Genomic DNA, 24,848 nt, shown 5'->3' with positions numbered 1-24,848 from the left:
CCTAGCTCACTTTCTTCAATAGATTTTTCCCTTTTAGACTGATGACTCTGATTTTGCTGACCATGAGATAGGACAAACATAAAGAGAACATAATGACCGTTTTTGGGCCGATAATCCCCCATAAAAGGTTGAGGCACACCAAAATGGTGCCGGCAGCGGTAATGGGCAGCCCCGTAAAATAAGTTTGGTTCTCAGATTGAATATTAAATCGGGCCAGCCGCAGAGCCCCGCAGACCGGGAATAATAGTGTAGAAGGGAGGCCCAGAACCGGAGCATCATGAAAAACGATCGAATATGTAATAATAGCCGGAGCGACACCGAACGTAATAATATCAGACAAAGAATCCAACTCTTTTCCGAACAGGCTGACGGCGTTTAATTTCCGCGCCGCCATGCCGTCAAGGCTGTCCAAAATGGCGCCGATGATCACAAATATAATCGCTAAAAATAAATACCCTCTGAATGCCAGCAATATTGAAGACAAGCCTGAAACAAAGTTTCCAATCGTTATCAAAGAAGGTATGATAGATTTTTTCAATGTTTTCGCATCCTTTAAATAAAGCCGATTAATATAGAAATAAACAATAGTTAATTGTATACGATTTAAACTGCATCTGCAATAAAATTCCTGTCATGATTTGCTAACAAGACTTTTTCATCATACCATAAAAGTGGTAAAAACATTGCCGCCCTCGCAAAAATTTTATCTTCAATTAAGGTCCGGGCAAATAGAGATGCCCTCTTATTCCATCAATCTATTTTCGATCCCGCGAAAAATCCCCTTCCGCCTGATGGCAAAAAGGGGAGGAGGATTTATAAATATTGATTGATCGCGTTCATGTCATTGGTATTTAATTTATATTGGAATACCGGTCTTCCGATGGTCCCATAGGCCATTTCCACATCCAATACTTCGATTTCCTCAAGGAATTTCAAATATTTGCGGATGGAAACCTGCGAAATTTCGGTGTGCTTGGCTAAATCCTCCGTCGTGAACGTCATGCTGTCAAACGATTTGATGCTTGACCAAATAAGCTTCAGCGTGCTTTTTGTCAGCCCTTTTGGCAAATGGACTTTTTCCGGTGTCCGCTTTTTTTGGAACAGCTCGACATCCAGTTCTTTTTGGCTGATGTTCCGGTTGCTTGAATAGAGGTGCTGTTTCCGTTTGTAATCGGTGAGTGCGGACTGAAACCGTTCAAATTCAAACGGCTTGATTAAATAATCGACAGCTCCGAAGCGCAACGTTTTTTGCACAACGTCCATCTCGCTCGCCGCTGAGATGACAATCACATCGACGGCCTTGTTTTGCCGCCTGATTTCCGTTAACAGTTCGACTCCGTTTCTGCCGGGCATATAAATGTCAAGCAGAATTAAATCGATGTGCTCCTCTCTGAGAACGGAGAGAGCCTCTCTGAAAGAAGCGGCGACGCCTTTTAACTGAAAGCCGTCGATTTGGCTGAGGTAGCGCTTATTCAGTTCTCTCACCATTGGGTCATCTTCAACGATTAATACATCAATCATAGTCATCCTCCTTTGGTTCATACGGTATGCGGAGACTGAATGTCGTTCCTTCATGTTTTTCGCTCGTGACGACAATATGTCCGTTTACATTTTCCAGGGCTTGCTCGACAAAATAAAGTCCGAATCCGCGGTTGGCGCCTTTTGTTGAAAAGCCTTGATCAAACATTTTCTCCTGCTCCTCTTGCGATAAGCCGATACCCGTATCTGTGACTTCAATGTCCAGAAGGCCGTCATGATACCGGAAAGAAATCGAAATATTTTTTTTGTCAGCAGAGGAGACGGCGTCCAGCGCATTGTTGAGGAGATTTCCGATGACGGTGATCAAGTCGTGGATCACCGCAGTGTTTGCGGCATTCGGAATCCTTGTGCTGCAATGGACTTCAAGGACGGCACCCTGTTCTCTTATATAGCTTTGCTTGCCAAGCAAAAAGCCGGCGAGCACGGAATTTTTAATGTGGTTGATAATTTCGTTCGCTTCGGCCTGCTGATAGATCGCGATGTCTTTAATATAGTTGCCAAGCTCATCATAATTTTTCAGCTGGACAAGTCCAAGAATGACATGAAGCTTGTTCATGAACTCATGGGATTGCGCTCTGAGCGCGTTTGCGTACATTTTAACGCCAGAAAGCTGTTCAGCTAAGTGTTTGACCTCGGTTTTGTCGCGAAATGTAGCAATGGCCCCGACGATGTCTCCTTTTTTTAAATGGATCGGAACCTCGTTAAAGACAAGCTCAAGCCCGTTGATCCTAACGTCGCGGTCATTGACCGGCTGCTGGGTGTTAATGACCTGCTTCAGCCGGGTGTTTGGCAGAAGCTCGCTCACGTCCCGATCAATCGGATTTTCATCGATCCCCATTTTTTTGAAGAGGCGTTTTGCTTCCGCGTTGGCAAGCTTGATTTTTCCGTTTTGGTCGACGGCGAGAATGCCTTCTTTGGTCGATTCAAGCATGGCGCTCCGCTCGTTCAAAAGCGTTGCGATTTCATACGGTTCCATGCCGAACATGATCGTTTTCACTTTTCTGGCCACGATGACGGCTCCAATGATGCCGACACAGATGCTGAGGACAATGACCGTATATAAAGGCCGAAGATTTTGCTCGATGATCTGCTCAATTTCGTTAAGAGTGATGCCGACGGCAACGGCGCCGACCTGTTTTCCTTTTTCATTGAAGACGGGAACAAAAGCTCTCAGTGATTCACCAAGCGTACCTTTCGCCGTGCTGATATGCTGATGGCCTTTCAGCGCCTCTTTTTCATCTCCGCCCGCAAATTTCTTTCCGATTTTGTCGGGATCCGGATGGGTTTTTCGAATGCTGTTCATGTCCATGACGACGACAAATTCGGTCTTTGTCGCTGCTTGAACACGGCGTGTATAGCGCTGCAGCTCTTTGTATCGGCCGCTTTCAAGCGACTGCGCCGTAATCGGAGCTTCAGCGACCATCTTCGCCGTCTGGAGCGCGATCGTCTGCTCCTGCTCGCGGATATCCCGTGCGGTTTCCGCGCCAATCATAAAAAAAGTGATGAATAAAGAGATAAAGACAACAACACAGACAAAGATCGTTAACCGTGTCTGCAGCTTTAATGTTTTTTTCAATGGCGATTCCTCGCGATCTATTGATAAAGTCAACAAGTAATACTTTACAGGTAATTGGCGAATTTGTGAAGAATCCTGCATGTCCCTTGACATAAACTTAGATTAAAATAATGGAAAATATTCTTGTCAACAGGTACTAAGTCGTACATAATGAATGATGGAACATATCAGAAAGGGTCTTTTTTATGAAAAATACGTATATATCAGGTTTTTTCCCGTTTATTGCAATCCTTCTTTTTAGTTCATCGTTGGCCATTTCCTCCGTGATGTATGCTATGCAGGTCCTGTCATCCTTCGGTATTTATAAAGGGATGCTTGAGTTTTTTTCTGAGAGCGGTATTAGAATGGCCTTATTTATCGTGTTTGCGCTTGTCTTTTTTATGGTGTTTTCCGCACTCAAGCTGATTGCCAATACGGTAACAGAACTCTCGCTTTTATTTTTTGCCAAGGATCCTGAAGGGGCAAACTTGAAGAAAATCAGGGCCGGTTCCGCGATTTATCTCGGAGCGAGCCTTTTGTCCTTTATTTTTGTCCAATATGCGATAGGAATTGCAGCGATTCTCGTATTGGCGACACTTGTTTACTTTGTCTATATCGTGTATACGATTCACGGTACGCTGTCATTTTTTTCACTCATCGGTTTTGTGATGTTTGAACTGTTGTTTTGGTTTACATTTTTGATTGGAACGATCTATATTGTCATCAAGCTTTACAACAGCATGATGGCCAGCTTGCCTGTATAGGCGGATTAGGCTAAAAAAAACCGGAGCATGGACATTTGTCCAGAGGCTCCGGTTTTTTTAGGATAGAAACCTTTTTCTGATTTCTGGTCCCGGGATCGTGCATTCATTTTTTTGGCCAAACCATTTATAGCGGTTTTTCGCAATCAGGCTGTAGACGGCGTCGCGAAGCGGGCGCGGCACGATTAGAAAGACGGCCGCCGCCTTCCACGGACCTGAAAGGTTTTTCAGCACGCGGAGCGCCGCCGCCGATTTTTGGTAGATGCGGCCGTTATCGATCAATATAAAGCTGTCAAAATGATCGGTTGGGAGCTGATGGTTCTTGAGCAGCTCCCCGCCGATGTCGGATTGCAGAGAAGCGAAGGAAAATAAGCCTTTCGGATCATGTTTAATGATGAACTGAACAGCTCCGTCACAAAAATTGCAGATGCCATCAAACAGAACGATGCGATCAGGCATTTCCGTCATACGTGCATCAGCTCTCCCTTCTAATATGCGTATTGAAGCGTCCCTTTCCATATTAAAAGCTGGGGTCCTGTATGATGAAGAAATTCGACATTGCCTTTTTTCTCTTTTCCAACCCATACACTCATTGTATACGTATCGGTCAATCCGACAAACCACAGGTCTCTGTAGTCGTTTGACGTTCCCGTCTTGCCTCCGACATATCCACCGCTGAAATTGGCTTTTCGTCCGGTTCCTTCTTGAACAACCGCTGACAAGAGGATGCGCAATTGATTGTTTGTCCGCGGGCTGAAGACCTGCTTCGGTTTATCTTTCCACTTGTAAAGCGTTTTTCCTTTTAAATTCGTAACCTTTGTGATCGCATGGCTTGGCGTATAGCTGCCATCATTGCCAAACGTCGTATAAGCGTTCGCCATCTCAAGCGGTGAAAAGCCATCCGTAAACCCGCCCAAAGCGGCTGGGAGACGGTAGTCCTTCGGATCGATTTTTTCAAATCCAAACGGCTCTAAATAGCTGAACCCTTTCTGGACGCCGATTTGATTCAACGCCCGGACGGCCGGTGTATTATAGGAATATTTAAAAGCCGTTTTGATCGAGACGGTTCCATATGTTTTTTCATTAAAGTTGTTCGGGCAGTAATCTTTGCTGCAAAATCTGCTGGCATCGATCATGCTGCCGGCCGTGGCGCCCGTTTCTTCCATATAAGGTCCGTAGTCAAGCAGCGGCTTGATCGATGAGCCGGGCTGCCTATGGGCTTGATAAGCCAGGTTGAAATCGTATTTCTTATAATTTTTCCCGCCCGACATGGCGACGATTTGATGGGTTTGGTGGTTGATGACGACGGCACCTCCCTGGACTTCTGCATACGGGAGCCGGCTGTTGACTTGCTGGACGACTCTGTTTTGCATCTCGGGATCAAGCGCCGTGTAGATTTTAATGCCGCCTGTCAAAAGGGAGCTGATCCGGTTTGACAGCTCTTTTTCAATTTTCTCCTTCTCTTCCTTTGTTTTCGCCTTTTTCAGCCGTTTGTCAAAGCCTTCGGAAGACGAAACCAATTTGGTGAATTCATCATTGACATATGTTGCGTAATCGGGATAGGCGTCTTTCTTTTCTTTCACATTGAGTTTAATTTTTTCCTTAACCGCTTTTTTATATTCTTTCTCATTGATGACGCCCGCTTCTCTCAGCTCAACCGAGAAGCCGTTTTTGACGGGTTTTTGTGTAGTCAAAATGTTTCAAAGGATCATATAATGTAGGGTTATTAGGGATCGCGCAAATAAACGCCGTTTCAGCGAGCGTAAGAGATTTGAGCGGCTTGTTGAAATAATATCTGGACGCAGATCCAATCCCGTATACGCCATTATTAAAATAAATCGTATTTAAATATTTCTCGAAAATCTCTTCTTTTGATAGCTTTTTTTCAAGCTGATAGGAATACAGAAGCTCTGTCAGCTTGCGGTCGAAAGTCCGTTCATGGCTCAAATACAAGTTTCGCGAGAGCTGTTGGGTAATCGTGCTCGCTCCCTGATCAATGCCGCCTTTTTTAAAATTGGCTGCGGCGGCCCGGACCATCCCGAGAAAGTCAAAGCCTTTATGTTGAAAGAAATGGCGATCCTCCGATGTCAAAAACAGCTGCTTGACATGTTCGGGAATATTTTTGTAAGAGACAAACACCCGATTCTGGTGATCAGAGACAATCTCTGAAATCAGAGCGCCGTCCCTGTCATACATGTAGCTGTTTTGTACAAGGCCGATGTCCTTTAAGTTGATTTTCTCATCGAGCACTTGGTCGAGAGGCTTCATTTTTTCGGCTTCTTCACCTGAGGCCATTAAAGTATATACAAATATGGGAATAAACATGATCAGCAAAATCCATCCAAGGATCAAACGCAATTTTGTCACTCTATGTCACACTCTTTTCGCTAAATTCTAGCCATATCGTACCATTCTTTTTCAAGATCGAGAAGAATAATTTGATAGATTTCCTTATTTTTATATGTCAGCTTGCCTTTGCTTCTGATTTCTTTTGCTGGGACCTTTGGAACAGCAGGAGGCAGGCTCCGCTGAAAAAGAGAACAGCGGTTGCGTAAAAGGCGGAAGAAATGCCGAAACCGCTTGACAGCATACCGCCGAGCACCGGACCGATCACATTGCCCAAAAATCTGAAGCTGACATTGTAGCCAAGCACTTCCCCCTGGATGTCACCCGGTGTTTGAACGCGGATGGATGCCGTGATGCAGGGAATCATTCCGCCTAAGGCGATTCCGAATAGAAATCTGAAAGCCACAAGCGTTTCATAAGTCGATGTGAGCCCTTGGGGAATGACACATCCCGCTGCCAAAAGTGACAGTATGGCTAATATTTTTCCATGCCCGAACCGGTCGCCCAAGGCACCCCATTTTCTCGCGGCCAAAAGGTTTCCGAGACCGGTTGCTGAAAAAGCGAGCCCGGAAAAAAACGCAAGGTGCTCTGGGCCGTGCAGCTCGCTGACATACAAGGCGAGCAGCGGCTGGACGCTGAAGTTCCCGATTTGAATCACCGCCGTCAGCACCATGACAGTGATCAGCGGACGCCGTTTTAATATCGTTAGGAGCACTTGTTTTCTTGTATATGGAACCGTCCGGCTGCGGTGCGCTTTCAGCGGATGTTCCCGGACACCGACAAAAACGAGGAAAACCGCACCGTAAATCACAAACGCCGTAATAAAAAAGGTATATGTAAAACCGGCATGATCGGCGAGAAGGCCGCCGAGCAACGGGCCGAACAATCCTCCCGATACCGTGCCCATCTGCAATGTGCCAAGCGTTTTGCCGGCTTTCGATTTCGGCGTCTGCGCCGAAATCATCGCGAGGGAGGTAGGGATGAAGCCTGTGACAAGGCCCATTGCCATTCTCAGAAAAAACAGCTCATATACAGAGGAGACAATCGACATGAGGAGAATGCTCGTTCCAATGCCGGTCCCGGTGATCAGCAGAATTTTTTTATAGCCGTGTTTATCACCGAATCTCCCCCAAAAAGGAGAGACCAAAAAAGCCATCAAAAATGTGACGCCAAACACATATCCGCTCCATTTTTGCGTAAATCCGTCGGAGTAGCTGCCGAGCGTCTCGATATAGAGAGAAAGAAACGGCAGAACCATTGTGGAGCTTGCCGCGACAAAAAAATTTGCAAACCACATGATGACTAGGTTTTTCTTATGAACAGAGATGAGAATCACCTTCTTAAAAAAATGAAGTTCCATTTCATTATAAAGGAAATGTTGCAGAAGGACGGGACGGGCGACTTTTCGATGTGAAAAAGGCGTTTGAATGAATTTTCGTCATTTTCAGAAAATATGAGCGTGAATATAGAAATATAATGATATAATAAAAGAAAGAAGAACGGAATTTTTAAAAAAACAGACAATGAGCCTTGGCCCCGGACGATCAACATCCGCTGCCCACAGTTGGGAAGGTTTTATACTGCGATAGAAAGGCAGGTGTGAACATTGAAACAAAGCCCCTTACTTGTTATTGATTTTGAATTTACAATGCCGGAGGGGAAGTATCATCCGCAAAATTTTTTCCCGGAGATTATCGAAGCAGGGATTGTAAAGGCGGTTGATGATGAGGTGGTTGAAACGTTTTCAAGCTATATCAAGCCAAAGAAGTTTCCCAAGCTGACGCGGCGCTGCAAATCTTTTTTGAACATTACGCAGGAAGAAGTCGATCAAGGCATTACATTTCAAGCATTGATTGAAAAGCTGAAAGAGCTTGATCCTGATCAAAACAGCGTCATCATTACATGGGGAAACATGGATATGAAAGTATTAAAGCAAAATTGCATGTTTAACCATGTCGCGTTTCCATTTAAAGGAGAAATGAGGGATCTGTCGATGGAGTACAAGGAATTCTTTGGCGACAAAACGTTGACGAATTTGTGGAAAGCGGCTGAGGAGTACGGGGACTCCGGCACCGGGAAGCAGCATAAAGCGCTTGATGACGCCATGACGACCTATAAATTATTTCAGCTTGTCGAACGTGATAAACAGTACTTGGAGAATCCGAAGCCGACGACGATCGGCGACCGGATCGATCTGTCAAAGGTATTTCCCCATGCAACATAAACAACCCAATCTTAAACAGAAGATTGGGTTATTTGTTTGGAAAATATTCTTTTTCAAGTGCAGCGGCGCATGCCAGCGATTTCGCCGCGTAATCTGACGGATCGTTTGCCAATTCCGCTTGAAAACGGCTCAGCGCCTCGCGAAGTGAATCCTCGTAATCCGGCACAGGGCCGTCGTAAGGCTTCACCATATGGTGCGGAATGTTTGTCTGCTCACGGTAAGCGAGAGCCTTTCGTTCATGGAAAAATGCCACTTCGGCATCTTTGGGATGATGAAGATCCCCCTGCTTCGGATGGGTTAAGACGGCGAGAATTTTCACTAAATAGTGCATCGGCTTGATATCCGTTATTTCTCCTATATAAACGCCTGTTTTATAAAAACCTTTTACCTGATCTCCGACTTGAAACTGATTCACTGCGTCCACCTCCAAATGGTATGATTATATTTGGAAACAATAAACAATCGGGGGAGTGGCGCCATTGCTCATTCAGTTTATGCTTTATTTTCCTGAAGATAAAAGAGAGTATATTCCTTCTTTTATCACGTTGGCCATTTTCTTTATCATCGCTCTTTTTGTATTCCGGCTGATCATCAGACATTCCAAAAAAGAAGCTGAAAAAGCGGAAAAGCTCGAACAAGAAATGCAGCAAGAAACGCATAAACGATAGACATGCCGTGATGCTTATGAAAAAGCCGTTTTTAAGCGGCTCAGTCCGTCCTTTACCACGGACAGTGAACATCCGACATTCATTCTGACAAACCCTTCTCCACCCGGGCCGTACTTCGGTCCGGATTCAAGAATCAGCTTTCCTTTATGAAGGAGCCTGCGCTTCAATTCCTGATCTGACAGTTCGAGGGCTCTGCAGTCCAGCCATGCTAAATATGAGGCATCCGGCTTCATCATCCGCACCTCAGGCAGCTCCTGCTGCAAAAAGCGGCTCACTTCCTCCATATTATGTTCGATATAGGGGATTAATCGGTCCAGCCAAGGTTCGCCTTTTGAATATGCGGCTTCAATGGCTGAGACCGCAAATGCGTTTAGCGATGACAGCCCTTGGCGCTGCATCACCTGTGTGAAAGCCGCCCTTTTCGCCCGGTCGGGAATGATGATGGCCGAGGCCTGCAGTCCGGCCAAATTAAATGTCTTGCTCGGAGCGATGCATGTGATCGAAAGCTCTGCGAATTCCCGGGAAATCGAGGCAAACGGGGTATGTTTGCGCCCATACAGCATCAAATCGGAATGAATTTCGTCAGAAATGACCGTCACCCCATGGGCAAGGCAGAGCTCGCCAAGCTTTGTCAGTTCTTGTTTCGTCCAGGAGCGGCCGGAAGGATTATGCGGACTGCAAAGAATGAAAAGCTTCACATCTGGTTCGCTCAAGCTTTTTTCAAGATCGGCAAAATCGATCTCATAGCGTCCGTCTTGTTCGATTAAAGGGTTATGTAATACAGACCGTCCGTTTTTCGTCACCATGTCAAAGAACGGGGTGTAAACAGGCGGCTGAACGACGACTTTGTCACCCGGTTCAGTGAATGCCTGGACAGCGGTGGCAATCGCTGTAACGATGCCGGGGCTGAACGTAATAAACGACGGTTCAGTCTCCCAGCCGTGGCGGCTGTTGAGCCAGCTGACGACAGCTTCCTTCGTTTTTGCGCCTGCCGACGTATAGCCGAAAACCCCGTGCTCCAGGCGCTCTTGAAGAGCATCAATAACCGCTTCAGGCGCGCGGAAGTCCATATCCGCCACCCACATCGGCAGCGCGTCATTGACGCCGAATAATTCTTGTGTTAAATCCCATTTCACAGACTGCGTTCCGCGTCTGTTATGTTCTGTATTAAAATCCATGATCTCACCTCATGTCTTTTTCATATGTTATACATTAACGATGATAGCAAGAGATTGCAATCTTTTCGCGGAGAAAGCCTCATTTAAAAAAGGAGTGGGTGCAAATGGAATGGAACAGCGTGCTTGAATGGGCTTTTCAGCGCCATCTCAATCCGCTTAGCTGGTATATCCGCCCGTTATTTCTCATTGTGCTTTGTTATTTTTGTTATAAACGATCATGGAAAGGCGTGATCATCACCTTTTTGCTGATGATGAGCAGCATGGTCTGGTTCCCAGTCCCTGAGACGATCGATCCCCGGATGCAGACTGTTTTGGAATATGAACAAATGCTCTTGTCCTCTTCGCTTACAGCCATGTTGACGATTGCTTTGATGATGGGGTTTCTCGTTTTGATATGTGCGGCATTTTGGCAGCGCTCATTGGGATGGGGGCTCGCGGTATTGAATGCGACTCTTGTCGGCAAGGTTGTCCTGTCGCTGGTTATGACGGGGGAAAGCGGCTGGGCGCCGCTTGGCAATACGGTTTTCGGCCTCGTTCTCGTCAACGGCCTCGGAATTTATTTGATCACTCGGCGGCGGAAAAAGGAAAACGCGGATCTTTAAAACGGTGTTTTTTATCAAAGATTGGCCAGGTTATGATACAATAGCTTTGAAAAATTTCAGTTTAAGCGGTGATCCATATGAAAGAAAGTCAGGCAGCAGCTCAAATTGTACAGATGATCAAAGAATGGGACCCTTTCTCCGCCGGGGCTGATTTTTACGAAACAGAAGCGGCGGAAATCGTTCAGGCCGTCTACACCGAGGACGATAGAAACCGGCTCGGCAAGGCGATTCAAGCCGTTTTTGAAGTGTCATTTGACGAGACACTGCCATTGGAGGAATGCATAAAAATGGCAGATCGGCTCCTTGTACTGAAAGACAGCAGTTCCTGCTAAAACATAGAGTCCAAACTGTTTAAAAAACCGCCGCTGGCGGTTTTTTATTTTATGTGATGACAAAATTAGCGATTTTGTCTGAAACAAAATCCGGATTTTCCTCGGGAACGAGATGCCCGGTGTGTTTTAAAGAATAAAAAGAGGAATTGGGCAAGTCCTGATGAAGCCTTTTTCCGATCTGAACGGGCACGACCCGGTCCTCTTCCCCCCAGATCAAAAGGGACGGCGTTTCGATTTGTTTTAATTCGTCGGGCGCTAAATCGCCCTCCCGATGTCTGATCAGGCGTGCGAGCGCTCTGAAAATCTGATCGTCGAGAAATGGCTTCAAATAGCCGTCAATCATGTCCTGATCGATCAGGGATTTGTCATAAACGACATTCATCAGGTTTTTGAGCACGCCTTGTTTGGAGAGCCAGCGTTTGATATACAAGTGGAAATAGGGGATGTGGCTCCCGAAAATGAGCCGCCGCGGCGCCCGTGTTAAATATCCTGAGCTGCAGAGCAGCACGACCTTTTTAAACAGCTCGGGCCGCTCCTTTACGGCATAAAGGGAAATCTGTCCGCCCATTGAATGCCCGACCAAGACCGCTTCTGTGATCTTCAGCCGTTCGATCAGCCCGATCACCACTCTGGCCATGTTTTGGTACGTATAAACAAAGGTCTGCGATTTTTCCGATTGTCCAAAAGGGGGCAGATCAAGAGTGATGATATTAAACTCATTCTTCAAAAGAGGAATGAGCTTTCTGTAGCAGAACGAAGAGGAAAGAAAGCCGTGAATTAAAATCAGCGTTGTCCTGCCGGGATTTTCATAATGTTCATAATAGATATTAACCCCATGAATGTGCTGTGTGGTAGGTTTCGATAACTGCATGATCAAAATCACTCCGAGATCGTTTTCTTCATGTAAAACAAGCCCGACTGCATGTTGCGGAGCCTGTTTGAGTATGTTATTTATCGTACCCGAAAAAATTTTTTTCACCCCGTAATTTCGCTTTTTTTACCGACTTACAATCGCCGAAAAACGTGCTATAATATTCAGAAGATTTCTCAGACATTTAAAGGTGTGATAACAAGATGAAGCTTACTGAAAAAGAAACCGAAGTATTGGAAATTTTAGAGGAAAACAGCCGCCTCGAACCTGAAACGATCGCGAAAATGGCGAATATCTCTCAGGAAGAAACGAAAGCGATTATTGAAAAGCTGGAAAAAGAGAAGGTCATTATCGATTATTCGGCAATGATCGATTGGCGCAAAGTCGACGGCCATGAAGGCGTAACGGCGATGATCGATGTCAAGGTGACACCGAAGCGCGGCGTCGGGTTTGATGAAGTGGCCGAACGGATTTACAGGTTTGATGAAGTTGAATCCGTTTACTTAATGTCAGGAGTTTATGATCTGTCAGTTGTCATTCGCGGCAAAACGATGTCTGATATTTCGCACTTCGTATCAGAAAAATTATCGACGCTTGATTCCGTCGTATCGACAACCACCCACTTTATTTTGAAGAAATACAAGCACGACGGGAAAGTTTTTGACTCCGGTGATGATGACAAAAGAATCGTGGTGTCTCCGTAAATGAGATCGAGTTATATATCCAAAGCAGCACAGCAAATCAAGCCGTCCGGCATCCGCAAGTTTTTCGATCTCGCATCAACGATGGAAGGCGTCATTTCCTTAGGCGTCGGAGAGCCCGACTTTGTGACGGCGTGGAATGTCAGGGAAGCGAGCATCCTTTCCCTTGAACAGGGTTATACATCCTATACGGCAAACGCCGGTCTCCTTTCCTTGAGGAAAGAGATCAGCGCTTATTTGAATAAACGCTTTCAGCTTGACTATTCGCCGGAGAGCGAGCTGATCGTGACCGTCGGGGCAAGCCAAGCCCTCGACATCGCGGTAAGGGCGATTCTCGATCCGGGAGAAGAAGTGCTGATTCCCGAACCGTGTTTTGTCGCCTATGAAGCGCTTGTCTCCCTGGCAGGCGGAAGAGCCGTCCACATCCATACGAATGCTGAACGGGGATTTAAAGCGAAGGCCGAAGACTTTGAAGCGGCCGTCACGGAACGGACAAAAGCGATCATTCTTTGCACGCCGTCCAATCCGACCGGTTCTGTGTATTCAAAAGAAGAGCTAAACGACATTGCGGCATTTGCGAAAAAGCATGACCTGATTGTCATTGCGGATGAAATCTATGCCGAGCTTACATATGATGAACCATATACCAGCTTTGCGGAAATCAGCGGGATGAAAGAGCGGACGATTTTGATATCCGGTTTTTCAAAGGGCTTCGCCATGACGGGATGGCGCCTCGGCTATGTCGCGGCTCCGGCTTTTTTACGGGAGCCGATGCTGAAAATCCATCAATATTCCATGATGTGTGCTCCGAGCATGGCTCAATTCGCCGCAGAGGAAGCGCTTAAAAACGGGCTCAACGATGTCGAAAAGATGAGAAAAAGCTATCGGCGCAGGCGAAATGTGTTTGTCGACAGCCTCAATGAGATCGGACTTGACTGCCATCAGCCGGGCGGCGCTTTTTACGCGTTTCCGTCGATCAAAAAAACCGGTATGAGCTCTGAAGCGTTTGCAGAAGCGCTGCTCATGAAAGAAAAAGTCGCCGTCGTTCCGGGCAATGTCTTTGGGCCGAGCGGAGAAGGCTATATCAGGTGCTCCTATGCGTCCTCGCTTGAACAGCTTCAGGAGGCGCTTGTCAGGATGAAGCGGTTCGTCGGCAGCTTGTAAGTTATAAGGACAAAAAAATACGCACCTTTTGACAGGTCCGCATACAAAATAAGGGGGGGGATACTAGAAAGCCTTGATTATTCTCAGTATTCCCCTTTGGCGTGAGTTTTAAACATGTATGTTTTAAAAAAAGTTTTTTTGCTTAAAAAGGACTTGTGTGATATAATTTTTTATTGCGTATAAAAAGAGTTAAATTCATTAGATGTAGGAGTTGTTAGTTATGACAGCAAAATTTGAAGTGGGCAGTGTTTACACTGGTAAAGTGACTGGATTACAGGCGTATGGAGCGTTTGTTGCCCTAGATGAAGAAACACAGGGACTTGTGCATATTTCTGAAGTGACACACGGTTTCGTTAAAGATATCAACGAGCACTTGGCCATCGGTGATGAAGTGCAGGTTAAAGTTCTTTCTGTCGATGAGGAAAAAGGCAAAATCAGCCTATCCATTCGTGCTACACAGGCAGCTCCTGAACGAAAAGAAAGCAAGCCTAGAAGACAAAAGGCTGTCCAAACTGAAGATGCGGCTGCTCCGCAAGGCTTCAATACGCTAAAAGACAAGCTTGAAGAGTGGATTGAGCAGTCTAACAGAAAAGATTTAATCAAAAAGTAAGCTGAACGCAAATAACTCCGGCTCCCGCCGGAGTTATTTTTTTATGGACGGCTACCGCATTTCCGGCTGTTTCGCGTCTTCCCCGGCGGTTTCTTCTTGCGGTTTAAATAAAAGGCCGAGATTGATCAAACCGGCAATCCCGACAAGCGCATAAACCGTACGAGATATGGCAGAACCGGGTCCGCCGAAAATGGCTGCAACCAAGTCAAATTGAAAAAATCCTATCAGTCCCCAATTGATTGCTCCGATAATCGTCAATACCAATGCAATACGCTGAAGCACACTCATTTTTCATTTTCCTCCTTTATTTGTCATGAACATTTATAGATTGTGAACGTTTTGGATAGTTTATACGTATAAAAGCAGATCGCTTTACATAGCGTACAGCCTTTTCACATAATAGTGGTTAAAGGAGGAGATTAGATGGATCAATTTACATATTGGAATCCGACCAAACTGATTTTCGGACGCGGAGAAGTGGAAAAGCTTCCAGAAGAAATTAAACCATACGGCTCCAACATTTTGCTCGTTTACGGCGGAGGCAGCATTAAGCGAAACGGTTTATACGATCAAGTCGTCTCGATCCTCGAAAAAGCGGGTGCAAATGTTCATGAACTGGCCGGTGTTGAACCGAATCCGCGCGTCGCTACAGTCAATAAAGGCGCGGCGATCTGCAAGGAGAATGATATTGATTTTCTTCTGGCGGTTGGAGGCGGAAGTGTCATCGACTGTACGAAAGCGATTGCGGCGGGCGCTAAATATGATGGTGACGCCTGGGATATCGTTACAAAAAAACACATTCCGACTGAAGCGCTCCCGTTTGGAACGGTACTCACATTAGCGGCGACCGGATCTGAAATGAATTCAGGGTCTGTGATTACCAATTGGGAAACTAATGAAAAATACGGATGGGGGAGCCCGCTTGTATTCCCTAAGTTCTCAATCCTAGATCCGGTCAACACGTTTACGGTACCTAAAGATCATACGATTTACGGCATGGTCGATATGATGTCCCATGTGTTTGAACAATATTTTCATCATGTCGAAAATACCCCTTATCAGGACCGGATGTGTGAAAGCCTGTTAAGAACGGTGATTGAAACCGCTCCTAAGCTCATTGACGACCTTGAAAATTATGAACTGCGCGAAACGATTCTCTTCACGGGTACGATTGCCTTAAACGGCATGCTGTCAATGGGAGCCCGCGGCGACTGGGCGACACACAACATCGAGCACGCCGTCAGCGCCGTTTACGATATTCCTCATGCCGGAGGACTTGCCATTCTCTTCCCGAACTGGATGAAGCACACGCTTTCTGAAAATGTCGGCCGCTTTAAACAGCTTGCCGTCCGTGTGTTTGACGTTGATGAAACAGGCAAAACAGATCGTGAAGTGGCTCTGGCGGGTATTGAAAAGCTTTCAGAATTCTGGACGAGTCTTGGAGCGCCGAGCCGCCTCAGCGATTATGATATCACGGATGAAAAGCTTGATCTCATTGCCGACAAAGCGATGGCCAACGGAGAATTCGGCCGTTTTAAAACGTTGAATAAAGCGGATGTTCTGTCCATCCTGAAAGCTTCGCTGTAACTACAAAACGGCTCCGGAAAGGAACGCTCTTTCCGAGCCGCTTTTTGATTTGTTGTCATTTTGACAAAAATTCAAAGTTCCATGCGAATTCGGCATTTTTGGCTGCCAAGCCGCCATCAAGGCATTGGTCGCTCCTGTTCATCACTTGATTTCGCGATGGAGTTCATATAAAGTGAAAAGGGAAGAGGCTGTCGCCTTAAATCGACATGTTTAACAGACCCATACTAGCCGGAGCCCGAGTCAAAAATGAAAGCGCTGGCGGGAATATTAGAAAACAGTGAGAACTGGAGGTTTATTCATATGACGCATGTCCGTTTTGATTACTCAAGAGCATTGCCGTTTTTTAAAGAAAAAGAGCTTACATATCTGCGTGATTTCGTAAAGGTTGCCCATCACTCGATTCATGAAAAAACCGGTGCCGGCAGCGACTTTTTAGGCTGGGTGGATCTTCCGTCCAACTATGACAAAGAAGAATTTGCCCGCATTCAAACAAGCGCCGAAAAAATTAAAAACGACTCTGACGTCCTTCTTGTCGTAGGAATCGGCGGTTCTTATCTCGGCGCGAGAGCAGCGATTGAAATGCTGAATCATTCATTCTACAACACCCTGCCGAAAGAAAAACGGAAAACGCCTCAAGTCATTTTTATTGGCAACAATATCAGCTCTTCCTATATGAAAGATGTCATGGACCTTCTCGAAGACGCCGATTTTTCAATCAACGTCATTTCCAAATCAGGAACAACGACTGAACCGGCGATCGCCTTCCGGATTTTCCGCAAGCTTCTGGAAGAGAAATACGGAAAAGAAGAAGCGAAACGCCGCATTTATGCGACAACAGATAAAGAGCGCGGCGCACTAAAAACGCTGGCCAATGAAGAAGGCTTTGAATCATTTATCATTCCTGACGATGTCGGCGGACGATACTCTGTTCTGACTGCGGTTGGGCTGCTTCCGATTGCCGTCAGCGGTGTTGATATCGATGACATGATGAAAGGCGCTCAAGATGCAAGCAAAGATTTTTCCGTATCAGAGCTAGAGGATAACCCGGCTTACCAATACGCGGTTGTCAGAAACGTTCTTTATAATAAAGGAAAAACAATCGAAATGCTGATCAACTACGAGCCTGGCCTTCAGTACTTTGCGGAATGGTGGAAGCAGCTGTTCGGCGAAAGCGAAGGAAAAGACGAAAAAGGGATTTACCCTTCTTCCGCCAATTTCTCTACCGATCTTCACTCACTTGGACAATATGTTCAAGAAGGAAGAAGAGATATGTTTGAAACCGTCTTGAATGTTGAAAAGCCAAGACATGAACTGACGATCGAAGAAGCGGACAATGACCTTGACGGCCTGAACTATTTAGCGGGCAAAACCGTCGATTTCGTCAATAAAAAAGCGTTCCAAGGCACGATGCTCGCACATACGGACGGAAATGTGCCGAACCTGATCGTGAACGTACCGGAAATGAACGCCTATACGTTTGGCTACCTTGTATACTTCTTTGAAAAAGCCTGCGCGATGAGCGGATATCTGCTCGGTGTCAACCCGTTTGACCAGCCTGGGGTTGAAGCTTACAAAGTGAACATGTTCGCCCTTCTCGGCAAACCGGGATTTGAAGAGAAAAAAGCGGAGCTTGAAAAACGCTTGAATCAATAAGAAGAGAAAATGGCCGGCAGCACAGTGAAGTGCAGCCGGCCATTTTTACGTTTTGTGCAATATGTAGGACGGGTGGTGAAGGCCTGTTGGCGGATAAAATTCGTCATGTGTATAACGGAAGCCGAGCTTGTTCAAGAGCTTTCGTGAAGCCTGGTTTTCAGGATGGTGGCCGGCAAACAGCTTGCTTGCGTTTACTTTTGTATAAGCATAATCAATCATGGATTTGGCAGCTTCACTAGCATAGCCTTTATGCCACATCGAACGCACGAGATGAAATCCGATTTCATAAACCCGCTCATCAAGGTTGTATGGACGGAGTCCGCAACATCCGATAAAGGCATGATTGTCTATGGCGAAAATCGGAAAATATTGAACACCGTCCGTTTGATATTGTTCGATTTCTTGCTGTAAACGGTTTTTTACCTCTTCAGCTTCAAGCCTGCCGCGGCTGGATATATATGCTGTTACATCCGGATCTCCCCACAATACGTTTGCTAAATCCATATCCTCTTTTGACCATAGCGAAAACCCAATCCGTTTCGATTGCAGAAAATAGTCCCTCATTCATCTATCCACTCCCTATAGATTCCTCATCATGATTTTACCACGGCTTCCGCTGGCAAAAGAGGGGGACTGGGAAGGGGAGTACTCCAGATGAGTCTGTTTTTTATTACATGTTCGCCATTGATTTAGAAACTTCAAGCAGCTCAATTTTATTATCGAACGGGTCGACAATGACCGTATAATGACCCGGAGGACATGTTTGCGGTTCTTCGTACAAAACGTGTACACCGTTTTGTTTCAGGTGATTCATGTCCTTCTTTATATCATCGGTCTGTAAACCAAGTACGACTTGTGAATGTTCTCCATACTCTAAGGTGTTCGGTTTCGAAGCTTTCTCAAGAATAATTGGAAAACCGTCGACATTTAATTCAATGATATTTTCCCCATACTCTTTTTCCAATTTAAAATTCAATTTTTCACAATAAAAACTCTTCGCTTCTTTCATATCCGTTACTTTAATGGATACCATGCAAACCTTAACATTCACCTTTTGCACCTGCTTTCTTTATATGCGATACAGTAATTTTCATCAATTACATTTTCTTCAATCGAAAATAAAAATCCTTCTTTTAATGGGCAGATCAATGAAAACTGGACCGGTCCTGAGGTCTTTCGGAGCTTTCGATATATCTCATTTCCTCTTTTGAATATTCGTTATTTGCCAGTTTTGCCGCAAACATACTCATAAGAAAACACTTCTGAACCATAATAAAGAAATAAAAAGGTTTGGGGTGAGGTCATGCTTTTTGTTCTGAAAACACTTCTTCTTATTTTAACGGGGATTATCCTGCTGCGAATTTCCGGAAGAAAATCGATATCGCAAATGACAATAGCGACAACCGTCGTCATGATTTCCATCGGAACGATCATCGTTCAGCCAATCATCGAAGACAGCGTCTTCAAAACGGTGACAGCCGCATCAATTTTTATCATCGTTCTCTTGTTGATCGAGTATTTAAAAATGAAATTTGACTTTTTTGAAACCCTTATAGCGGGAAAAGCGGTTGTCCTGATCGAAAATGGGGAATTGCAAACAGACAACCTCAAAAAACACCGACTGACCGTCGACCAGCTGGAAATGAGGCTGAGAACCCAGGGAATTTCAAAATTATCTGATGTCAAAAACGCAACCCTGGAGTCTAATGGCCAGATCGGCTATGAATTAACTGATGATGCAAAGCCTTTTACCGTCGGGGAGTATAAAAAATTTCTGCAAATGCAAAACAATGCACTGCAGCCGGAGGGTACGCTCTTTAACGAAATTACAGAAGGCCATTTGAACAAGCCTGACAAAGAATTGCGGTAGTGCTGCTGATGTAAGGTAAATGTAAAAACGAAAAAGGGGTTTTTTTATGATAAACATACCATCTGAATTGGAAAATCGTTCTTTCTCGCTCTATCACCTTGAACAAACGCTAAAACCGCTCGGATATGTGATCAGCGGGGGATGGGAGTACGACCACGGCTTTTTTGACTATAAGATGGATGATCAAGACGGATATTTGTTTTTGCGGGTGCCGTTTGAGGCGGAAGACGGACAGCTTGATTCGCAAAACGCGACAGTCAAATTGGGCAAGCCGTTTTTGCTGCGCCATGTTTATCAGGAGGCGCTCGATGATCACGTCATTCAGGGGAATTTTCGTGCCTCCTTTGACCAATTTGCAGAGCCAAAGGAAAAAGATGCCGATATCGCAAGTGTCTATGAAGATCTGGGCCGTTCTTATGTAAAAGAACTCGAACAGGCGCTGTTGTCTTAAAGCGCCAGCAACTGATCAGTCGGCTCGAGTTTGTACGAAAAGGAAGGCGATAAAGCCGGTCCGTCTTTTTGCTGAATACCGACAAGCAAAATATCGTCATTCAAAAAGTGATGGATCGCATCTTGGAACGTTTTTCCTTGCAAAGATGCCGGAACAGGAAAGGCATGGACTTTTAAATGAATGTCGGCTTCTTCGAAAACCGGACCAGGAAGCTGGCTTTTAATGAGAAAATGCTGCAGCATCGCGGTTTTTAATAACTCAGCCGTACTGATAATTTGACTTGCTCCGGCCCGCTCGGCATTCTTTTTTTGTTTTTCCGTCAGGATTTCGGCGATGCAATAAACGGAAGGGTTCAGCCCTTTGACAGCCACTAATGTTAAGATGGTCTGCGTATCTGCGGCCGCTTCGTTTTTATGCTGATCAGCGGTTATCAAAACAATGCCGGCCTCTTCGATATTGGCACTTGTTAATGTGGCATCGTCTGCGGCATGTCCGCTGATGAAGTGAACGTCCTCCATCAGCGGGCCTTCCTTTAATGTTTCATCAATCAGCACGATCGTTTTGCCGGGATTGTTGGCTTGCAGAGAGCGAATCAGTTTATTGGATTTTTCGTTCCAGCCGACCAGAACGATATGCCCCTTTCCTTTGTAATTCACCTTGCCTTCTGCATAGCGCTGCTGCCTATTGAAAGCCGCTGTCGCCATCGTTGCAAAATAGGCCGTCACAAAAGCGGCGCCTAATAAAATGAGCACCATGCTGACAAGTTTTCCAGCGGCCGTCTTCGGCACCGCATCGCCGTATCCGACGGTCGAGACGGTAATGAGCGACCACCAAATCCCGTCAAAGACATTTGAAAATTGATCAGGTTCAACGATTGTGATCAGTTCTCCAAAAATAATGATCAATAAAAGGATGATGATAGAAACCCGAACATACATCGGCCATCTAAGCCATGCGATAAAAATACGGTTTGATTTCACGTTTTTTCACCATCCTGCAAAAGGGAAAACGATAAAATTTCTTTTATGATCGCGTTTAATTTTTGATTGATGCTTTCTTTTCCATGGTGTTCAATCGCTTTTTTGATAATGTCCGCGGTTTCATCTTCATACTCGATCAGCGGCTCGTCTTTTTCCGATTCGTTGTAAAGGAGAATGAATGCATCAAGCCCTTCATTCATTTTATCAATCGCTGTGCTCAGCTGTTCTTTTTCTTGGTCTGTAACTTTCACCGTGCCACCACCCGCTGCGCTTTTTTTATTCAGTATATCCAAATATTTTCAGGAGAAAACAACAGGGAGTTACCGACAATAGATATGAGAGATATGATATTTTTGATGCGCCGGTATAACAGTTCCGATCCCTCCATACAATTTTACAAAACGGGTGGGGGATGCGAGTTGAATGTCCTGTTTATTGAGAATCATCCTGGTGTTGATCGGCGTGCAGCTGATGGCGGGCGCGGCCATTCAATTCATTTTTGATTTGAATTCCGTCTACCTGACGACAAATGAAGTGTTTTGGAGCGAGTTTTTCAAGGAGCTGACGGTAAGGCCGCCATTGTATGTGATGATTTCGGGAATGGCCTGTTGTTTTATCGGGATTTGTTTTCCGCGGAAAAGCAGGTAATGCATTTTCCTGTACAAAGGGGATCCCCTCAAATAAAATATATTTTAACCATTTCGAATTCATAAACCATTTTACTTTAAAGAGGGAAGATGATTTGATGAGCATGATTTTTTTGTTATTGACATTTGCTGCATTAGGTTTATCAATTTGGGCACAATTTAAAGTAAAGAGTAACTTTGAAAAATATTCAAAAGTGGAGGCCTCAAGCGGAAGAACGGGGGCGGAAGTGGCCAGACAGATTCTCGACCGCAACGGCCTCTACGATGTTCCGGTTGAACCGGTAAGAGGAACCTTGACAGACCATTATGACCCGACAGCGCGCGTTGTACGGTTATCTGAACCCGTATATTACGGCCGTTCGATCGCTTCAGTTTCCGTTGCTTCCCATGAATGCGGACATGCCTTGCAGCATCAGGAATCATACGGCGCCCTTGTTTTAAGGCATAAGATGTTCCCGATTGTCAACTTTTCTTCGGGAGTGGCGCCGTTTTTATTTCTTGGCGGCTTATTGCTTGGAAGCCTGAATCTGATCGGCCTCGGCATCATACTGTTTTCCGCAGCCGTACTCTTTCAGCTTGTGACGCTGCCTGTTGAATTCAACGCAAGCTCCAGGGCAAAACGGATCATCGTCTCGGAAGGAATGATCCGCAACACTGAAGAAAGAGGCGTCAGCAAAGTACTTGATGCCGCGGCATTGACATATGTAGCCGCAGCGCTCGTTTCATTGTTTGAACTGCTGCGCTTCGTAGCGATTTTCCTGTCCGGCCGTAATGACTAACCATTCGTCAGAGGAGGTGACCCCTTACCAATTCATTTGGTAAGGGTTTTTTTTGAATATCTTAAATCTCATACTCGTCATGCTTTTAATTGCAGCAACAGCTTTTTTTGTTGTCGCCGAGTTCGCGATTGTTAAAATTCGCGGGACAAAAATCGATCAATTGGTGGAAAACGGGGATACGCGGGCGATTGCAGCCAAAAAGGTGATTTCAAATTTAGATGAATACTTATCGGCCTGCCAGCTGGGAATCACGATCACCGCTTTAGGGCTCGGCTGGCTCGGGGAATCTACATTTGAGAGGATCATTCACCCGCTTTTCGAACTCTTCGGTCTGCCTGAGTCGGTCATAAGGATCGGGTCAGTGGTGACCGCTTTTGTGATTATTACGTTTTTGCATGTTGTGGTCGGTGAGCTGGCTCCGAAAACGATTGCCATTCAAAAGGCGGAAGCCGTCAGCCTCTGGACGGCGAAGCCGCTGATTCTTTTTTATAAAATCATGTATCCCTTCATTAAATTATTAAACGGCTCGGCCCGTCTGCTGACCAGACTTTTTGGTTTCCATTCGGTCAAGGAACATGAAGTGGCCATCAGTGAGGAAGAGCTGCGAATTATGCTGTCTGAAAGCTATAAAAAAGGCGAGATCAACCAGTCGGAGTTTAAGTATGTCAACAAAATCTTTGAGTTTGACAACAGGCTGGCGCGGGAAATCATGGTTCCGAGAACGGAGATGGCGACGCTTGATGAAGATCAGGCCATCAAGGAAGCGATTGAAACCGTTATGAATGAACGCTATACGAGATATCCGGTCATTAAGGATGATAAAGATCATATTATCGGAATCGTCAACAGCAAGGATCTGTTTAAATCCTATTTCCTTGATCAGTCGATCCATTTAACCGAAATCATGAGGCCCGTGATCAGGGTGATTGAAAGCATCCCGATTCAGGAACTATTGATTCGGATGCAGAAAGAGCGTATTCATATGGCGATCCTTGCTGATGAGTACGGCGGAACGGCGGGGCTTGTGACGGTAGAAGATATTTTGGAAGAAATCGTCGGGGAAATCAGGGATGAATTTGATCAGGATGAAATGCCTCACATCGTTAAAAAAGGCGAGCATCATTATATTATGGACGGCAAAGCGTTAATTGACGAAGTGAATGATCTTCTTCATATTGCGATCGATAATGAAGAGGTGGATACGATCGCCGGGTGGCTCTTGACGCAAAAAATGGAGCTGAAAAACGGCGATGTCTTTAAGACGGAAGGATGCGAATTTAAAATTCTTGATGCCGAAGATCACCATATTCGCTTTGTTGAAATAAAAAAAACAGACTTTTAACCCGGATTGCGGTTTAAAAGTCTGTTTTTAGTTCGATAGCAGCTGAAAACTTCTTTTTTTTGGCGATTTTTTTAAAGTTAAGTATAATGATCTATGGAAAATCATGACTTTCTATGAATGTGCTGCTGCCGATTCTTTTTTATAATGGTCGTGTATTATCACGAGGAGGTTCATAAAACGTTGAAAAAACATTCGTTCGCAAAATCGCTTCTTTTGTGGGGCTTCGCGCTCACCATCTTATTGGCGGGACCGTTCACGGCGCTTGCCGCGTCTTCATCCAAGCCAGCGGAAAAAATGTATTTTAAAAACAATCAATACTACATATTCAACAATGTCTGGGGAGCCGACCAGGTCAGCGGCTGGTGGCAGACGATTTATCATAACAGTGATTCGGATTTAGGCTGGGTATGGAATTGGCCGAGCACGACAAGCACAGTTAAAGCCTATCCGTCGATCGTCAGCGGCTGGCACTGGACGGAAGGCTATACGAAAGGAAGCGGCTTCCCGACCCGTTTGTCAGATCAGAAAAACATCAGCACGAATGTCAGTTATTCGATCAGTGCGAACGGCACATACAACGCGGCATACGACATTTGGCTGCACAACACGAATCATGCGAGCTGGGACACCGCTCCAACCGATGAAATCATGATCTGGCTGAACAACACCAATGCAGGCCCCGCAGGTTCCTATGTCGAAACCGTGTCAGTCGGCGGGCACAAATGGAAGGTGTATAAAGGCTACATTGATGCCGGAGGCGGAAAAGGCTGGAATGTCTATTCATTTGTCAGAACGTCAAACACCCGGAGTGCTAGCCTGAACATCCGCGACTTCACCGATTATTTGGCCGATTCAAAAAACTGGCTCAGCAAAACGAAGTATGTCAGCAGTGTCGAATTTGGTACAGAAGTATTCGGAGGAACAGGACAAATCAATATTTCCAATTGGGATGTGAAGGTTCATTGATTTTTGCCACCGCTCTTTTTAA

General features: G+C 45.4%; 29 protein-coding genes and 1 pseudogene. 16 read left to right on the top strand and 14 right to left on the bottom strand.

Annotation, left to right across the window (positions count from 1 at the left end; genetic code table 11):
- Position 1 precedes the first annotated feature (1 nt).
- From pssA to malK, 3 genes are all read right to left on the bottom strand, one after another.
- Positions 2-538: a CDP-diacylglycerol--serine O-phosphatidyltransferase gene (pssA, locus tag P3X63_RS17330; protein WP_026588567.1), complete on the bottom strand. Its 537-nt coding sequence runs from the start codon at positions 536-538 to the stop codon at positions 2-4.
- A gap of 275 nt (positions 539-813) precedes the next feature.
- Entirely contained in the window at positions 814-1,521 is a 708-nt protein-coding gene (locus P3X63_RS17325; protein ID WP_026588566.1) for a response regulator, read from the bottom strand.
- A complete protein-coding gene (gene malK / locus P3X63_RS17320) occupies positions 1,514-3,115 on the bottom strand; it encodes a malate sensor histidine kinase MalK (RefSeq protein WP_026588565.1) in 1,602 nt (533 codons plus the stop codon). The genes P3X63_RS17325 and malK overlap by 8 nt, the downstream gene beginning before the upstream one ends.
- 185 nt (positions 3,116-3,300) lie before the next feature.
- On the opposite strand from malK, the gene P3X63_RS17315 reads away from it, so the two are divergent.
- Positions 3,301-3,858 carry a YufK family protein gene (locus P3X63_RS17315; protein ID WP_026588564.1) on the top strand — a complete coding sequence of 186 codons (558 nt, stop codon included), beginning with the start codon at positions 3,301-3,303 and terminating at the stop codon, positions 3,856-3,858.
- A 57-nt stretch (positions 3,859-3,915) separates the two neighbouring features.
- Here the strand turns inward: P3X63_RS17315 and P3X63_RS17310 are convergent, their stop codons facing one another.
- The 3 genes and pseudogenes from P3X63_RS17310 to P3X63_RS17300 form a co-directional block, all read right to left on the bottom strand.
- Positions 3,916-4,323 carry a thiol-disulfide oxidoreductase DCC family protein gene (locus P3X63_RS17310; RefSeq protein ID WP_026588563.1) on the bottom strand — a complete coding sequence of 136 codons (408 nt, stop codon included), beginning with the start codon at positions 4,321-4,323 and terminating at the stop codon, positions 3,916-3,918.
- A 20-nt stretch (positions 4,324-4,343) separates the two neighbouring features.
- A pseudogene (locus tag P3X63_RS17305) lies at positions 4,344-6,222 on the bottom strand (transglycosylase domain-containing protein).
- Between the two features lie 97 nt (positions 6,223-6,319).
- Complete coding sequence (locus P3X63_RS17300; RefSeq protein ID WP_035428450.1) at positions 6,320-7,561, bottom strand: MFS transporter; 1,242 nt, start codon at positions 7,559-7,561, stop codon at positions 6,320-6,322.
- Between the two features lie 246 nt (positions 7,562-7,807).
- Between P3X63_RS17300 and kapD the strand changes: the two genes are divergently transcribed.
- Positions 7,808-8,425 carry a 3'-5' exonuclease KapD gene (gene kapD / locus P3X63_RS17295; RefSeq protein WP_026588559.1) on the top strand — a complete coding sequence of 206 codons (618 nt, stop codon included), beginning with the start codon at positions 7,808-7,810 and terminating at the stop codon, positions 8,423-8,425.
- Between the two features lie 28 nt (positions 8,426-8,453).
- On the opposite strand, the gene kapB is transcribed toward kapD, so the two are convergent.
- Positions 8,454-8,840, bottom strand: a complete 387-nt coding sequence (gene kapB / locus P3X63_RS17290) for a kinase-associated lipoprotein KapB (protein WP_026588558.1) — start codon at positions 8,838-8,840, stop codon at positions 8,454-8,456.
- Positions 8,841-8,895: 55 nt separating this feature from the next.
- Between kapB and P3X63_RS17285 the strand changes: the two genes are divergently transcribed.
- Complete coding sequence (locus P3X63_RS17285; RefSeq protein ID WP_077735484.1) at positions 8,896-9,093, top strand: hypothetical protein; 198 nt, start codon at positions 8,896-8,898, stop codon at positions 9,091-9,093.
- 14 nt (positions 9,094-9,107) lie between these two features.
- Here P3X63_RS17285 and P3X63_RS17280 read toward each other — a convergent pair whose 3' ends face one another.
- Entirely contained in the window at positions 9,108-10,271 is a 1,164-nt protein-coding gene (locus tag P3X63_RS17280) for a MalY/PatB family protein (protein ID WP_277691569.1), read from the bottom strand.
- A gap of 104 nt (positions 10,272-10,375) precedes the next feature.
- Between P3X63_RS17280 and P3X63_RS17275 the strand changes: the two genes are divergently transcribed.
- Both P3X63_RS17275 and P3X63_RS17270 read left to right on the top strand, forming a co-directional pair.
- Complete coding sequence (locus P3X63_RS17275; protein WP_277691568.1) at positions 10,376-10,873, top strand: hypothetical protein; 498 nt, start codon at positions 10,376-10,378, stop codon at positions 10,871-10,873.
- A gap of 77 nt (positions 10,874-10,950) precedes the next feature.
- A complete protein-coding gene (locus tag P3X63_RS17270; protein ID WP_026588554.1) occupies positions 10,951-11,205 on the top strand; it encodes a DUF1871 family protein in 255 nt (84 codons plus the stop codon).
- Between the two features lie 49 nt (positions 11,206-11,254).
- On the opposite strand, the gene P3X63_RS17265 is transcribed toward P3X63_RS17270, so the two are convergent.
- Positions 11,255-12,076, bottom strand: a complete 822-nt coding sequence (locus tag P3X63_RS17265; protein WP_026588553.1) for an alpha/beta fold hydrolase — start codon at positions 12,074-12,076, stop codon at positions 11,255-11,257.
- Positions 12,077-12,279: 203 nt separating this feature from the next.
- Between P3X63_RS17265 and P3X63_RS17260 the strand changes: the two genes are divergently transcribed.
- From P3X63_RS17260 to yugI, 3 genes are all read left to right on the top strand, one after another.
- Positions 12,280-12,780: an Lrp/AsnC family transcriptional regulator gene (locus tag P3X63_RS17260; protein WP_277691567.1), complete on the top strand. Its 501-nt coding sequence runs from the start codon at positions 12,280-12,282 to the stop codon at positions 12,778-12,780.
- On the top strand, positions 12,781-13,941 hold the full coding sequence (locus P3X63_RS17255; RefSeq protein ID WP_026588551.1) for an aminotransferase: 1,161 nt from the start codon (positions 12,781-12,783) through the stop codon (positions 13,939-13,941).
- A gap of 220 nt (positions 13,942-14,161) precedes the next feature.
- Entirely contained in the window at positions 14,162-14,551 is a 390-nt protein-coding gene (gene yugI, locus P3X63_RS17250) for a S1 domain-containing post-transcriptional regulator GSP13 (protein ID WP_026588550.1), read from the top strand.
- A 51-nt stretch (positions 14,552-14,602) separates the two neighbouring features.
- Here the strand turns inward: yugI and P3X63_RS17245 are convergent, their stop codons facing one another.
- The gene (locus P3X63_RS17245; protein ID WP_026588549.1) at positions 14,603-14,839 is read right to left on the bottom strand and encodes a DUF378 domain-containing protein; all 237 of its coding nucleotides are present in this window, start codon (positions 14,837-14,839) and stop codon (positions 14,603-14,605) included.
- A gap of 135 nt (positions 14,840-14,974) precedes the next feature.
- Here P3X63_RS17245 and P3X63_RS17240 point away from each other — a divergent pair, with 135 nt between their 5' ends.
- Entirely contained in the window at positions 14,975-16,138 is a 1,164-nt protein-coding gene (locus P3X63_RS17240) for an iron-containing alcohol dehydrogenase (protein ID WP_026588548.1), read from the top strand.
- Positions 16,139-16,438: 300 nt separating this feature from the next.
- On the top strand, positions 16,439-17,791 hold the full coding sequence (locus tag P3X63_RS17235; RefSeq protein WP_026588547.1) for a glucose-6-phosphate isomerase: 1,353 nt from the start codon (positions 16,439-16,441) through the stop codon (positions 17,789-17,791).
- Positions 17,792-17,836: 45 nt separating this feature from the next.
- Here P3X63_RS17235 and P3X63_RS17230 read toward each other — a convergent pair whose 3' ends face one another.
- Entirely contained in the window at positions 17,837-18,355 is a 519-nt protein-coding gene (locus P3X63_RS17230) for a GNAT family N-acetyltransferase (RefSeq protein WP_026588546.1), read from the bottom strand.
- Positions 18,356-18,461: 106 nt separating this feature from the next.
- Positions 18,462-18,842 carry a VOC family protein gene (locus tag P3X63_RS17225; RefSeq protein WP_026588545.1) on the bottom strand — a complete coding sequence of 127 codons (381 nt, stop codon included), beginning with the start codon at positions 18,840-18,842 and terminating at the stop codon, positions 18,462-18,464.
- 252 nt (positions 18,843-19,094) lie between these two features.
- On the opposite strand from P3X63_RS17225, the gene P3X63_RS17220 reads away from it, so the two are divergent.
- Together P3X63_RS17220 and P3X63_RS17215 are read left to right on the top strand one after the other, a co-directional pair.
- The gene (locus P3X63_RS17220; protein ID WP_026588544.1) at positions 19,095-19,661 is read left to right on the top strand and encodes a DUF421 domain-containing protein; all 567 of its coding nucleotides are present in this window, start codon (positions 19,095-19,097) and stop codon (positions 19,659-19,661) included.
- A 46-nt stretch (positions 19,662-19,707) separates the two neighbouring features.
- Positions 19,708-20,112 carry a YugN-like family protein gene (locus P3X63_RS17215; protein ID WP_026588543.1) on the top strand — a complete coding sequence of 135 codons (405 nt, stop codon included), beginning with the start codon at positions 19,708-19,710 and terminating at the stop codon, positions 20,110-20,112.
- Here the strand turns inward: P3X63_RS17215 and P3X63_RS17210 are convergent.
- A complete protein-coding gene (locus P3X63_RS17210; RefSeq protein ID WP_026588542.1) occupies positions 20,109-21,092 on the bottom strand; it encodes a potassium channel family protein in 984 nt (327 codons plus the stop codon). The genes P3X63_RS17215 and P3X63_RS17210 overlap by 4 nt on opposite strands.
- The gene (locus tag P3X63_RS17205; protein ID WP_026588541.1) at positions 21,089-21,343 is read right to left on the bottom strand and encodes a protein mistic; all 255 of its coding nucleotides are present in this window, start codon (positions 21,341-21,343) and stop codon (positions 21,089-21,091) included. The genes P3X63_RS17210 and P3X63_RS17205 overlap by 4 nt, the downstream gene beginning before the upstream one ends.
- A 172-nt stretch (positions 21,344-21,515) precedes the next feature.
- Here P3X63_RS17205 and P3X63_RS17200 point away from each other — a divergent pair, with 172 nt between their 5' ends.
- The 4 genes from P3X63_RS17200 (at position 21,516) to P3X63_RS17185 (ending at position 24,826) form a co-directional block, all read left to right on the top strand.
- Entirely contained in the window at positions 21,516-21,740 is a 225-nt protein-coding gene (locus P3X63_RS17200; RefSeq protein WP_026588540.1) for a YuzI family membrane protein, read from the top strand.
- Positions 21,741-21,843: 103 nt separating this feature from the next.
- Positions 21,844-22,518: a zinc metallopeptidase gene (locus P3X63_RS17195; RefSeq protein WP_026588539.1), complete on the top strand. Its 675-nt coding sequence runs from the start codon at positions 21,844-21,846 to the stop codon at positions 22,516-22,518.
- A gap of 52 nt (positions 22,519-22,570) precedes the next feature.
- Positions 22,571-23,860 carry a hemolysin family protein gene (locus tag P3X63_RS17190; RefSeq protein ID WP_026588538.1) on the top strand — a complete coding sequence of 430 codons (1,290 nt, stop codon included), beginning with the start codon at positions 22,571-22,573 and terminating at the stop codon, positions 23,858-23,860.
- Positions 23,861-24,040: 180 nt separating this feature from the next.
- A complete protein-coding gene (locus tag P3X63_RS17185; protein ID WP_026588537.1) occupies positions 24,041-24,826 on the top strand; it encodes a GH12 family glycosyl hydrolase domain-containing protein in 786 nt (261 codons plus the stop codon).
- Positions 24,827-24,848 lie beyond the last annotated feature (22 nt).

It is taken from the genome of Bacillus sp. HSf4 (genome assembly GCF_029537375.1).
GTDB classification, from domain to species: Bacteria; Bacillota; Bacilli; order Bacillales; family Bacillaceae; genus Bacillus; species Bacillus sonorensis_A.
The sequence above is the reverse complement of the archived record's forward strand: the minus strand, read 5'-3'. Positions and strand labels throughout refer to the sequence as shown.